Source organism: Nocardia takedensis NBRC 100417, from assembly GCF_000308695.1.
Classification (GTDB): Bacteria; Actinomycetota; Actinomycetes; order Mycobacteriales; family Mycobacteriaceae; genus Nocardia; species Nocardia takedensis.
On record NZ_BAGG01000001.1, the window covers coordinates 1 to 11,626 of the forward strand.

The 11,626-nt window shown below is 68.0% G+C and carries 14 protein-coding genes and 1 tRNA gene; 8 read left to right on the forward strand and 7 right to left on the reverse strand.

Annotated features, from left to right (window positions below; translation table 11 throughout):
- The first annotated feature begins 14 nt into the window (after window positions 1-14).
- Complete coding sequence (locus ON30_RS00005) at window positions 15-464, forward strand: tetratricopeptide repeat protein (protein ID WP_245553879.1); 450 nt, start codon at window positions 15-17, stop codon at window positions 462-464.
- A 229-nt stretch (window positions 465-693) separates the two neighbouring features.
- Here the strand turns inward: ON30_RS00005 and ON30_RS38650 are convergent, their stop codons facing one another.
- Entirely contained in the window at window positions 694-897 is a 204-nt protein-coding gene (locus ON30_RS38650; protein WP_157183561.1) for a hypothetical protein, read from the reverse strand.
- Between the two features lie 2 nt (window positions 898-899).
- Between ON30_RS38650 and ON30_RS35770 the strand changes: the two genes are divergently transcribed.
- Window positions 900-1,517 (forward strand): hypothetical protein, encoded by a 618-nt coding sequence (locus ON30_RS35770; protein ID WP_051028770.1) that lies wholly within the window; start codon window positions 900-902, stop codon window positions 1,515-1,517.
- Window positions 1,518-1,569: 52 nt separating this feature from the next.
- On the opposite strand, the gene ON30_RS00015 is transcribed toward ON30_RS35770, so the two are convergent.
- Window positions 1,570-2,793, reverse strand: coding sequence for an oxygenase MpaB family protein (locus ON30_RS00015; RefSeq protein WP_040703147.1), 1,224 nt, complete (start codon window positions 2,791-2,793; stop codon window positions 1,570-1,572).
- A gap of 433 nt (window positions 2,794-3,226) precedes the next feature.
- On the opposite strand from ON30_RS00015, the gene ON30_RS00020 reads away from it, so the two are divergent.
- Window positions 3,227-3,299 (forward strand) — tRNA-Ala (locus ON30_RS00020).
- 146 nt (window positions 3,300-3,445) lie between these two features.
- On the opposite strand, the gene ON30_RS00025 is transcribed toward ON30_RS00020, so the two are convergent.
- Window positions 3,446-4,186 (reverse strand): helix-turn-helix domain-containing protein, encoded by a 741-nt coding sequence (locus ON30_RS00025; RefSeq protein ID WP_040703148.1) that lies wholly within the window; start codon window positions 4,184-4,186, stop codon window positions 3,446-3,448.
- Between the two features lie 426 nt (window positions 4,187-4,612).
- Window positions 4,613-5,323 carry a YoaK family protein gene (locus tag ON30_RS00030; protein ID WP_040703149.1) on the reverse strand — a complete coding sequence of 237 codons (711 nt, stop codon included), beginning with the start codon at window positions 5,321-5,323 and terminating at the stop codon, window positions 4,613-4,615.
- A 145-nt stretch (window positions 5,324-5,468) separates the two neighbouring features.
- Here ON30_RS00030 and ON30_RS00035 point away from each other — a divergent pair, with 145 nt between their 5' ends.
- The 3 genes from ON30_RS00035 (at window position 5,469) to ON30_RS00045 (ending at window position 8,914) form a co-directional block, all read left to right on the forward strand.
- Window positions 5,469-6,392 (forward strand): acyl-CoA dehydrogenase family protein, encoded by a 924-nt coding sequence (locus tag ON30_RS00035; protein ID WP_040703150.1) that lies wholly within the window; start codon window positions 5,469-5,471, stop codon window positions 6,390-6,392.
- Between the two features lie 651 nt (window positions 6,393-7,043).
- On the forward strand, window positions 7,044-8,063 hold the full coding sequence (locus ON30_RS00040) for a daunorubicin resistance protein DrrA family ABC transporter ATP-binding protein (RefSeq protein WP_040703151.1): 1,020 nt from the start codon (window positions 7,044-7,046) through the stop codon (window positions 8,061-8,063).
- A complete protein-coding gene (locus ON30_RS00045; RefSeq protein ID WP_083911051.1) occupies window positions 8,060-8,914 on the forward strand; it encodes an ABC transporter permease in 855 nt (284 codons plus the stop codon). Before ON30_RS00040 ends, ON30_RS00045 begins: the two co-directional genes overlap by 4 nt.
- On the opposite strand, the gene ON30_RS00050 is transcribed toward ON30_RS00045, so the two are convergent.
- Window positions 8,915-9,118 carry a hypothetical protein gene (locus ON30_RS00050; RefSeq protein WP_040703152.1) on the reverse strand — a complete coding sequence of 68 codons (204 nt, stop codon included), beginning with the start codon at window positions 9,116-9,118 and terminating at the stop codon, window positions 8,915-8,917.
- 104 nt (window positions 9,119-9,222) lie between these two features.
- On the opposite strand from ON30_RS00050, the gene ON30_RS00055 reads away from it, so the two are divergent.
- Window positions 9,223-9,762 carry a peptidylprolyl isomerase gene (locus ON30_RS00055; protein ID WP_174387332.1) on the forward strand — a complete coding sequence of 180 codons (540 nt, stop codon included), beginning with the start codon at window positions 9,223-9,225 and terminating at the stop codon, window positions 9,760-9,762.
- 4 nt (window positions 9,763-9,766) lie between these two features.
- Window positions 9,767-10,639 (forward strand): rhomboid family intramembrane serine protease, encoded by an 873-nt coding sequence (locus ON30_RS00060; protein ID WP_040703154.1) that lies wholly within the window; start codon window positions 9,767-9,769, stop codon window positions 10,637-10,639.
- Window positions 10,640-10,687: 48 nt separating this feature from the next.
- Here ON30_RS00060 and ON30_RS00065 read toward each other — a convergent pair whose 3' ends face one another.
- Window positions 10,688-11,143 carry a PH domain-containing protein gene (locus ON30_RS00065; protein ID WP_040703155.1) on the reverse strand — a complete coding sequence of 152 codons (456 nt, stop codon included), beginning with the start codon at window positions 11,141-11,143 and terminating at the stop codon, window positions 10,688-10,690.
- Window positions 11,144-11,257: 114 nt separating this feature from the next.
- Window positions 11,258-11,521: a cell division protein CrgA gene (crgA, locus tag ON30_RS00070; RefSeq protein WP_040703156.1), complete on the reverse strand. Its 264-nt coding sequence runs from the start codon at window positions 11,519-11,521 to the stop codon at window positions 11,258-11,260.
- Window positions 11,522-11,626 lie beyond the last annotated feature (105 nt).

The following is an 11,626-nucleotide window of genomic DNA, read 5'->3' on the forward strand; positions in this document are numbered from 1 at the left end:
ACCACCCACGAACCTTGACCGCCCTGCACAACCTCGCCCTGGCCTACCACTCGGCGGGGCGGGCCGGTGAGGCGATCGATTCGTTCGAGCGGGTGGCGGGCGAGCGGACCCGGGTGTCGGGCCACGACCATCCTGACACCTTGTCCGCCCTGCACAACCTCGCCGTGGCCTACCGGTCGGCGGGGCGGGTCGGTGAGGCGATCGATTTGTTCGAGCGGGTGGCGGGTGAGCGGAGCCGGGTGTCGGGTCACGACCACCCGGCAACCTTGACCGCCCTTCACGACCTCGCCTCCAGCTACCAGTCGGCGGGGCGGGTCGACGACGCGATCGACCGGTATGAGCAGCTACTCCCCCACGTCGTGCGGATCCTGGGTGCCGACCATCCACAAGTCGGGACCATCCGCGCCATCCTGAAGAGAGCACATGCGGCGAGGCGACCCGATCTTGGAAAGGATGCTGATTGATCAACCGAAGAGTTGAAGTGATCCCGATCTGGTGTCGCCAGCAGGGTGGCGACCGTGTCGCCACGGTTGGCCAACCAGCTGTGGCGACCTGCGGCGTTGCGCGATCGCCACAGCGCCGCTAGTTTGGGTCATGAAATGACACGAAGGGTTACGAAACAGCGGATGAGCTGCTAAGACCGGAGCGTCGACCAGGTAAAAAGAACGATAGGGGTTGGAGGTTCAAGTCCTCCTAGGCCCACATTTCTTCTCCTCGCCCCGGTCTCCGGGGCTTTTCTCGTTTGCGGATATTCGTTTCCCAGCGCGCGCGGCGGGCCGTATTCTCGGCGGCGTGATGCAGCAGTTCTTCTTCCGTCTCGGCTGACTCGGTTCCGAGTTCTCCGGTGTCGGGCCGCGTGGGCTCGACGCCTTCCGAGTCGTCTTCGAAGGAAGTCATTCATGCTGTTGCTCGTTTCCGGCGCGTCCGGCGTCGGCAAGTCCACCGCGCGGTTGCATGCGCGCCATCTGCTCGACGAGTCGTTCGAGAACGTCGAGTTCTTCACCATGGGCCCGATCCCGGCCGCGCCGACGCTCGCTTGGCGGCAGGAGCAGGTGGAGGCCGTGGTGGCGCGGGCCGCCGAACTCGCCGCGGTGGGAAGGCATTTGTTGTTCGCGGGGGATCCGGTGCCGGTGGGGGAGGCGTTGGCGGCGCCCAGCGCGGACCGGGTCGATATCGCCGCGTGTCTGCTCGACGTGGACGAGTCCGCGCATCTGGCTCGGCTGGCCGTGCGCGAGGAGCCCGAGTCGTTGATTCCGCTGCACCGTGGCTTCGCGGAGTGGCTGCGCGCGCACGCCGTCGATCCCGGATATGTGACCGAGGCGATCACCACCGACGCCTGGCCGGGGATGCGCTGGGAGCGGTGGGTCGGTCGCGGTCCGGGGCCGGAGTGGGCGATGACGGTGCTCGACACCTCGCGGTTCGGGCCGGAACGGGTCGGTAGCGAGGTCGCCGATTGGTGCCTGCGCGCGGTGGCGGGGGAGGCCCCGGTGTTCCAGGCGGGCTGGTTCCGCGACTAGCGACAGCGCGGGCCCCGACCGGAGTGGTCCGGTCGGGGCCCGCACGGCGCGCTCAGGCGGTCTTGTCGAGTTGCGGCGCGGATTCGCCGATCGTCGCCGTCGTCTCGCCGATCAGCCTGCGCAGGAACGCTTCCTGGTCGCGGCGGCCGAGGACCTCGGCGCGGTCGCGTCCGTTGCGGGACAGGTGGACGTAGGCGCTGCGACCCAGGTTGATCGGGATGCGCAACGCCGGGTACCACGGCGGCACGTAGGCGGGCAGGCCCAAGACGCGCATGGCCTTGGGGCCGAGGAACGCGCTGGTCACCGACAGGTGCTGGGCGCGGGCGATGCGGCCGCGGATGCCGGGCAGGTTCGGGTAGGACCACTGCAGCGGGTCGTCGGCCATGGGTAGCGCCAACTGCCTGCTGGTCTCGTCGGGGTTGGTGATGGCGGTCAGGCTGTGGTGCAGGATCTCGATGCCGTCGCGGAATCCGGTGGGCAACCACTGCTCCTCGACGCCGATGAGCCAGCCGACGTAGCGGGTCAGGTGGGCCGCGGCCTCCAGATCGCCGCGACTTGGCACGACGCCGAGGGCGAGGCCGCCGACGATCGGGGCCAGCAGTGCGCCGACCAGGGTGGCGGCCATGTCGGTCTGGTTGATCGGCAGACCCCATTCCTCGCCGCGCCAGTCCGGCATCGCGGCGACGTGGCGGCGCACGAAGCTGTGGATGAGCCGCACGTGCAGGGTGGAGCGGTAGCCGAGTCCGTAGCGCCGCATGCCGTTCTCGGAGGAGACGTCCATCGCCCACTGCAACGTCTCCGCGAAGCGCCGCGCCGGTCCCTTCTCCAGAGCGCCGGTGCGGATCAGCGTCTTGTTGAAGCCGGAGGCCAGGTAGCCGCCGAGGAAGGACACGTCGCGAGCGAAGTACAGTCCGTCGCTGCCGCCGGAGCGGAACAGTCGCTCGCCGTGGCGTAGCAGGTCCTGGTCGACCCAGTCGGGGGTGTTCTCGACCTGGGTGAAGAACGCGCGCAACGGTTCCGGCGCGTCGGGCACGGCGTCGATGCCGACGTGCAGCGCCCGTTCGAACAGCGGTCGCGTGGTGGCCATGCCTTCGGCGTACATCCAGTCCACCAGGCGGTCCATCGGTTCGTCGCCGACGAGCAGGGATTCGCCGAGTTGCCGCCAGCGGTCCTCGGACGGTTTCCCGATGCCCATCAGCATTGCGAAAAGGCCGAGGCCGGGCGCTTTGCGCGGCCGGTCGGGGTGGCGGCTCGGAATGGTCGCGGACGTCGTCATGGGCGCTTCCTCGTCGAGGCGTCCGTGCGCTGCTGGTTCAGCGTCACGATGGCGGTGTCCGGGCGTGACCCCGGTCGTAGCCATGTAACAAGTGTGCAGTAGATGTTTCATCGCGTCAATCTGGCAAGAGTTAATGCCTGATAACGATTCCGCGCCGCTCGGAGCCGGGAAACCGGCGCTGACATGCCGTGTTGACGATGTCCGAGCCGAACCGATACCTTGTCACTGAACGACGGCTCTACCGTCGGCATCACGACGCTGAGCAGGGCAGATCCGTGCCGGCTCGAAACCACAAGTAGGGTGGGAACCATGAAGATCCTCCTCACCGTCGGTGTCGCGATCCTGGTACTCGTCGGCATCACCAAGCTGCGCAAGCGCGACGACGCGGACTTGTGGCACGAGGTGACCACCCGCTGACCCCACCCGGGGTTCGGGGGCCTTAGCTCAATTGGCAGAGCACTGCCTTTGCAAGGCAGGGGTTAGGGGTTCGATTCCCCTAGGCTCCACTCGGAAGCGCCCGCCACCTGCATCGACAGGTGGCGGGCGCTTCCGCTTTCGAAGTCGGCACTCGAATCCGGTACTTTGCCAGCACTTTCGATCGGTGAGCACCCGACGTTCATTCGAAATCGGGACGCTCGAATCCGGATGCTCCTCAGGGCTCGGGCGGGCGGTCGAACGCGTCGATCGTGGCTTTCGAGGTCGAGCGGTCCCGCAACACCAGTTCCCACGGGCCGGAGTTGATGTCGAACGACTTGCCGAATCCGATCCACTTTCCGGCCATGCGGGTGACGGTCGGTTCGACCAGCATCTGAACCGCACCGTGGTATGTAGCGCCCCGGTAGTAGCCGTCCGGGTCGGTGCGTTCTGCCCAGGTGCCCGTCGCGATGTTCCCGTCCATGGTCAGGTTCATCTCCATGATCGAGCCCGCGGACCCCGGCAGGCTGCGCACGGTGAGTGCGTCCGCGTGCTGGAGTACAACTACGTGGTGCACCGCGGTGAATGTGGCGTCGCGACCGCTGGAGTAGTACTCGTATCGGCTCAGCCAGACGCCGTTGAGGCTGCCGACCACCGGTCGTGGTGTCGCGGCGGTGGTTTCGTGCGGTACCCGACCGATGGCGGATTCGACGGCGTGTCCGTTCGCGTCGTCGCCGGACAGGGATCGGCCCGGTTCCACGGCGCCGAATCCGAGGGATTCGATCGGCATTCTCATCACCTGTTCGAGGGCGCGGATATGGGTCGCCCGAGGATTGAGGGTGGTTCCCGCCTCCCACCGCTGTACCAGCCTTTTCGTGGCGGTGTCGCACCCGACTTCGCGCAGCGCCCGCGCGAGGTCGTCCTGACTCATCCGGCGCGCGTTGCGGGCGGCGCGGAGAGCGTTGTTCGGCGTTGTCATGCCGCCACGCTAGCGAAATGACACCGGAATGTCGCCCTGAATGGGTGTGGTTCGACGCCTCCCGCGTCGTCGCTCGGACAGAGGGATCCGGCCGATCCTGAGGATGGCCCCGCCGCCGCGTCGACATCCGACCGACTGTTCCCGGTTGTTGTCCGCGGCGGTGGGTGCTCGCCAACTCACACAGGGGAAGGATCGGAATGATCGAGATGGCCTACGTCGGTACCGGGACGAGCGATATTCGTCCGAGCGCGGCGATTCTGTGGATTGCCCGATGAATTGGGCGGACATCGGACTTCTCGCCGTCCTCGCGATACCGGTCGCGGTGGTCGTGGCCATGATTGTCTTGCCGTCCGACCACGACGATCCGCCCTCGGACTGACCACTCACGGAAACTGTGGACGTCTGTGGACATCCTCGAAGCTTCGGTCATTCGTCGGTGAGGGGGCCGTGGCGGTCGAGGTGGAGGTAGGTGTAGCCGGTGACCAGGAGGCAGACGACGGTGGCGGTGATAAGCATGGCCCAGCCCGCGACTAGGAGGCTGAGCAGGCCGCCGAGCAGGGCGCCGAGGGCGAAGGCGGCGTAGAGCAGGAAGTAGTCGAGCCAGTCGGCGTAGGTGCCGCCGCTGAGGTGACGTTCGATGCCCTGGCCGAGTTTGACCAGGGTGCCGGTCACGTAGCTGAGGGGGATCGAGACTTCGCCGTCCTTGACGAAGGAGGTGTTGAGCGCGCCGACGCCGAACGCCACGAACAGGATCGGGACGAATTCGATGCGGGAGGTATCGGTGAGTTCGTAGAGGACGACGTCGATGGCCGTGGCGATGGACAGGCACAGGGTGGTGAGCAGGGTGGGGCCGTGCGGGTGGCCGGACCAGAAGTGGCGGCGGCACAGCGAGGCGACGACCACGCCCGACAGGAACGCCGCCAACAGCAGGGCCGCGGCGATCGCCACGTCGCGTTCGTCGTGGAAGTGGCCGAGTACGGCGCGCTCGGTGTTGCCGGTCATGAACGTGACGAAATATCCGGCGGTGTGCATGAAGGCCGACGCGCCGATGAGTCCGGCCAACGCGGCCAGCACCCAGGACAGGCGCGCTTCGTTGTCGTAGAGCTCTTTCCTGCGGGCCTGGTCGGGGTGCCGCACTGTGCGCTCTCCCTCCGGATCGGTGGTGACGTGTCCAGTGAACCCGCTGGACCACGGAAAACGCTGAGGCTGCGCCGTGCGGTGACCACATATTTGCGGTCGGTACCCGGGGCGCGCGCCCACGCCGACGGGCTACGGTGCTGCTGTGGCAACTGTGTTCGATCATCTGCTGACCGCTCCGCTCCGCGACGCGCCGGAGCAGGACCTGGCGGGCGCGTGGGCTCGGCACCGGGAGGTCGCGCGTGGTTTCGAGTCCTCGTTGGACGCGGCGATCGCGGGCGGTTTCGCGGCGGACCGGCTCGGTTTCGCGTTCCTGTCCGGCTATCAGGAGGCGTTGCGCGCGCTCATCCCGGCCGTCGGAGTGGACGAGATCGTGGCGTTGTCGGCGACCGAGGAAGGGGGCGCGCACCCGGCGGCGATCGAGACGCGCCTGGTCGACACGCCGGACGGCGCGCGCGTGACCGGCACCAAGACCTTCACCACGCTCGGCACGCTGGCTTCGCGTGTCGTGGTGATCGCCGCGGTCGGCCCGGATGACCAGGGGCGCAACGTCTTGCGCGCGGCGCTGGTCGAGGTCGATCAACCGGGCGTTGCGGTGTCGCCGTTGGAGCCGGTGCCCTTCGCGCCCGAGATCCCGCACGCCCGAGTGGTTCTCAGCGACGCGCGCGCCGAACCGCTGCCGGGAGACGGGTACTCGGACTATCTGAAACCGTTCCGCACCCTGGAGGACGCGCACGTGTTCGCGGCGACATTGGGGTGGCTGGTCCGGATCGGCAGGCTCGCACGGTGGCCGCAGCCTGTTCTGCAACGGCTGCTGGCGGCGTTGGCCGGGCTGCGCGGGGCCGATCCGGCGCGGCCGAAGGCGCCGGGGGTGCACATCGCGCTGGGTGGGTTGTTCGATCAGGTCGACCAGTTGTTGGCGGAGATCGAACCCCTGTGGTCGGCTGTCGATTCCACGGATCGGGAGCGGTGGGAACGCGATCGTCGACTGCTGGGAACCGCGGGGCGGGTGCGGGCGCTGCGCCTGTCGGCCGCCTGGCGCGTGGTGGAGAGTTCCGGCGGGCACTGATCGGCGGAACCTACCCGGGACATGGGAGCGGGCCTCGGCGAAGGGGGGGAGTTAGCCGAGGCCCGCGTAAGGTCGGCCCGGGGGGGAGGGGCCGACGTGAATGATCCTACGCGATGTTCGGCGATTGTGTGCGCGTGGTGCCGCACACGTCGTGAGAATTTCCCCCGGGTTCGCGCCCGTGTCGACGGCGGCGGGGGTCCGTACGTGTTCGCGGCGATCGTCCCGTCCGGATGGAAGCGGCTGAGCGTTTGCCAAAACCCTTGCGGTGCAAGGGATTACACGTCCAACCAGGGGGAGGCCCGGTGCGCCGGACGATCACCGCGCGGGTCCGAACCCGCTCCCGGTGTGGTCGGAATCGCCGGGTAGGGCGGCGCGCATCACCCCGGATTGCCGCGTGTCGCAAATATCGGGCATGTCGAACAGGGATGCGAAACCTGTCGTACCCCGGTGTCATCATGTGCGCGTGATCACGCCGATCGGCCACCGTCGCGCCCGCCCGCGCCCCACCGGAAATGGGGATGAAATTGTCCGCACCTCGGACAATACTGGCTCGGGTATCGGCCGAATGTCCGATTTCGCGTCACCGCGTCGGCTCCGTGACGGGCGTCGACGGAACTTCGTCATCGAGAACATCCGAACGTCAGGAGAATCATGCCCGACGCAATAGTCGCCGAGGGTCTCGTCAAACGCTACGGTCAACTCACCGCACTCGACGGACTCGACCTGACGGTGCCGGAGGGCACCGTGACGGCGCTGCTCGGCCCCAACGGCGCCGGGAAGACGACCACGGTCCGGGTCCTCACCACCTTGCTGATTCCCGACGAGGGCAAGGCGACCGTCGCGGGGATCGACGTCCTGCGCGACCCGCAGTCACTGCGCTCCCGGATCGGGGCGTCGGGGCAGTACGCCGCCGTCGACGAATACCTCACCGGATTCGAGAACCTCGAGATGGTGGGCAGGCTCTACCACATGGGCGTGCAGCGCAGTAAGGAGCGCGCCCGCGAACTCCTCGAACGGTTCCGGCTCAGCGACGCCGCCGACCGGCCCGTGCGCGGCTACTCCGGCGGTATGCGCCGCCGCCTCGACCTGGCGGGCGCGCTCGTCGCGAACCCGCCGGTGCTGTTCCTGGACGAGCCGACCACCGGCCTGGACCCGAGGGCCCGCCTGGACCTGTGGGACGTCATCGAGGAACTGGTCGCGGGCGGCACCACGCTGCTGCTCACCACGCAGTACATGGAGGAGGCCGACCGCCTCGCCGACGCCATCGCGGTCATCGACCACGGCAAGGTCATCGCGCGCGGCACCGCCGACGAACTGAAGACGATGGTCGGCGGCGACCGCATCGAGTTGACGGTCGAATCCGCCGACAAACTGCCCGTCGCCAGGGAGGCTCTGCAACGGTTGGCCGACGGGGAGATCCACCTGGAACCCGGCCTGCGCCGGATCACGGTGCCGGTCAGCGACGGGTCGCAGGCCCTGGTCGACGCGATCGGACTGCTGGCCAAGCACGACGTGAAGATCCACGACGTGGGGTTGCGGCGTCCGTCGTTGGACGACGTATTCCTCACCCTCACCGGTCACGAGGCCGAGGAGACGATCAACGGCGCCGGGGCCGCCGAAACCTCGCCGGACGCCGAGGACCGCACGAAGACGGAAGGAAATGTGAGATGACCGCGGCCACCGCGACCTCGCAGGCCGAGTCGAACGGCCTGGTCAAACGCTTGTCGATCGTAGTCAGCGACAGCAGGACCATCGCCAAGCGCAACGTCATCAAGATCAAGCGCGTCCCCGACGTGCTGATCTTCTCGACGCTCTCGCCGATCATGTTCGTGCTGCTGTTCGCCTACGTCTTCGGCACCGCGATCCAGGTGCCCGGCATGGAGGGCGGCTACCGGGAGTTTCTGATCGCGGGCATCTTCGCCCAGACGGTGGTGTTCGGCGCCACCTTCACCGGCGCGGGCCTGGCCGAGGACATGCAGAAGGGCATCATCGACCGGTTCCGGTCGCTGCCTATGGCCTCCTCCGCGGTGCTGGTCGGCCGCACCGTCAGCGACGTCGTCATCAACGTCGTCAGCCTGGTCGTGATGTCGCTGACCGGCCTGTTGGTCGGTTGGCGCATCCGCGGGTCGTTCCTCGACGCCGTGTTCGCCTACGTGCTGTTGCTGCTGTTCGCCTACGCGGTGTCCTGGATCATGGCCGTCGTCGGCCTGATCGTGCGCACCCCGGAGGTGTTCAACAACGCCAGCTTCATGGTGATCTTCCCGCTGACGTTCCTGGCCAACACGTTCGTGCCGCTGGAGAACCTGCCGTCGGTGCTGAAGGTGTTCGCGGAGTGGAATCCGGTCTCGGCCGTCACCCAGGCGACCCGTGACCTGTTCGGCAACAACAATCCGGCGATGCCGCCGCCGGATGCCTGGCCGATGCGGCATCCGGAGATCACCACGCTCGCGTGGGTGGTGATCATCCTGGTGGTGTTCGTGCCGCTGGCCCTGCGCCAGTACAAGCGGACCGTCAGCCGCTGATCAGTGTCCGTTGTCCGCGCCGGCTCCCGAAACGGGGGTCGGCGCGTTGCCGTTGCGGGAGTAGCCGATGCGCGGCGGGGCCGCGGCCGGGGCCTGCGGTTGCGGTCGTTTGCTCCGAACCAGCCAGGCCACCCCGCCCGCGAGGGCGACGACGGCGACGGCGAGCACAGAACGTGTGGAAACCCGCGTACTCCTCGAGGTCATTCGACCACTCTGGCACACCGCTCGGAATCGTGCCTCCGCCCCTGGTCGCGACGGCGACGCGACCTCGCGCCGGGTCACGGGGTACCGGCCGGTCGGTGACTAGCATGACGGGGGTGACCTCACCGATTCCGACCGCCGGTGCGACGCTGCACACCAACCACGGCGACATCAAGATCGCGCTCTACGGCAACCACGCACCGAGAACGGTGCGCAACTTCCTCGGCCTGGCCGACGGAACCGCGGAGTACACCACCCCGAACGCGAGTGGGGGCGCCACGGGACCGTTCTACGACGGGACGACCTTCCACCGGGTGATGGCCGGATTCATGATCCAGGGCGGTGACCCGACCGACACCGGTCGCGGCGGCCCCGGCTACGAATTCGGCGACGAGTTCCATCCGGATCTGCGTTTCGACCGCGGCTACCTGGTCGCGATGGCGAATTCGGGCCGACCGAAGACCAACGGCTCGCAGTTCTTCGTCACCGTGAGCAAGCAACCGCACCTCAACCGCAAGCACACGATCTTCGGCGAGGTCCTCGATCCCGAATCGCGCGCCGTCGTCGACGCGATCGCCGCCACGCCGACCGACCGCAACGATCGACCGAAGGAGCCGGTGGTCATCTCCAAGATCACCATCGAATAATCAGATGAACCCTGAGCCGCCCGCACCGACGTGCGTCCGTCATCCGAATCGTCCGACCGGTCTGGCGTGCACGCGCTGCGGGCGGCCCTCCTGTCCCGAATGCCTGCGTCCGGCCGCGGTCGGGCAGCACTGTGTGGAATGTCTGCGCGAGGACCAGCGCTCCGCGCCGCCGGTCCGCAACCTCGCGGGCGCCGCGGTCCAACGCTCGCCCATCCCGTATGTCACCTACGCGCTGGTCGCGGCCAATCTGGTGATCTTCGGCATCACCGCCGCGCAATCGCGCAGCCTGCTCGACAACTACTACGACTCGCCGCTGTTCGCGCGCTGGATGTTGGTGCCGACGCTGGTGGCCGACGGTCAGTGGGGCCGGGTGCTCGGCGCGGGCTTCCTGCACTGGGGCCCGATCCATCTGGCGTTGAACATGTTCGCGCTCTGGGTGGTGGGCCGCAGCCTGGAACCGGGGCTCGGTAGGCTGCGCTACCTGGCGGTCTATCTGGTCTCGCTGTTCGGCGGGTCGGCGGCGAGCATGCTGTTCCAGGACCCGAACTCGGCGGCCGCGGGCGCGTCGGGTGCGGTGTACGGCCTGTTCGGCGCGATCACGGTGTTGTTGATCCGGGTGCGGCAGAACCCGAATCAGATGCTGATCCTGATCGGCATCAACATCTTCATCAGCTTCTCGCTGCCGGGCATCTCGCTGTCGGCGCACCTCGGCGGCCTGCTCGCGGGCACGGTGGCGACGCTGGGCGTACTGTTCCTGCCGCAGTGGCTGCGGGTGCGCACGCCGGAGACGGCACGCACCGTCGGGTGGGCCTCGATCGCGGGCGTCGGATTGCTGGATCTGGCCGCGCTCGGCGTGGCGGTGGCGATGCTCGGCTGAGCCGAAGGCGGGCGCGGTTGTTTCACGTGAAGCATCGCGCTCGCGTGGTCAGCGGGTGGCCAGACCGTGCGCGACGAGCGCGTCGAAGACGTCCTCCGGGTGGGTGCCCAGGTCCCAGCGGCCGAAGATGAGCAGGCGTTCGGCACCGTCGGCCGCTCGGACGTCGATCTCCAGCATCGGCGTCTTGCGCCCGAGCCTGCGGTAGCCCACCAGGCGGGCGCGGGTGATCTGGCCGCGGGTGTACTCGGTGGGGCCGGTGAGGGTGCGGACGACCAGTCGCGGGCTCGGACCGGGCAAGATCGACACGCGCGGACGCTGCCGGAAACCGAGCACCGCCAAGGCCGCCAGACCCGCCGCGGCCAACCCGATGAGCAGGCGACCCGCGTTGTCGTTGCTGAGCACCGCCGCGCCCGCCAGCACGACCGCGCCCGCCGAGACCGCGTACAAGGCGGAGGTGGGCGTGGTCCAGGTGAGTTGCGACTCGGCGGGGGATTCCGGATTCACGCGCCTCTGTCCCCAATCCGTCCTCGAGTTGTCCACAGGCCCATCCACAGGCTGTGCATGAATGACACGGCTGTAATCACCGGGTAGAAAGGCCGTTGATCAGGCGTTTCGCGGTCAGCGCCACCGCATCGTCATGATCAGGCCGACGACCATCAGGCCGAAGCCGATGAGGAAGTTCCACGCGTTGAGATCGTTCATCCACCCGATGTGCTCGGCGGCCAGGTAATAGACCAGCAACCACACCAGCCCGGCCAGCATGAACCCGAGCATGATCGTGACGTACCAGACCGGCGAGGGCCCCACCTTCACCTTCACCGGGGTGCGGCTGGCGGGGTTGACGGTGTAGTCGGCCTTCTTGCGGACCTTCGACTTCGGCATGACGTCCTCGTGTTCGGCGTGCAGGTCGGTGCCGGTGGGCGGGTGCTCGCGCGCATCCGCCGCGGCGGCTTGTCCTCGGGCAGCCGCAACCGGCCCGGACGAGGC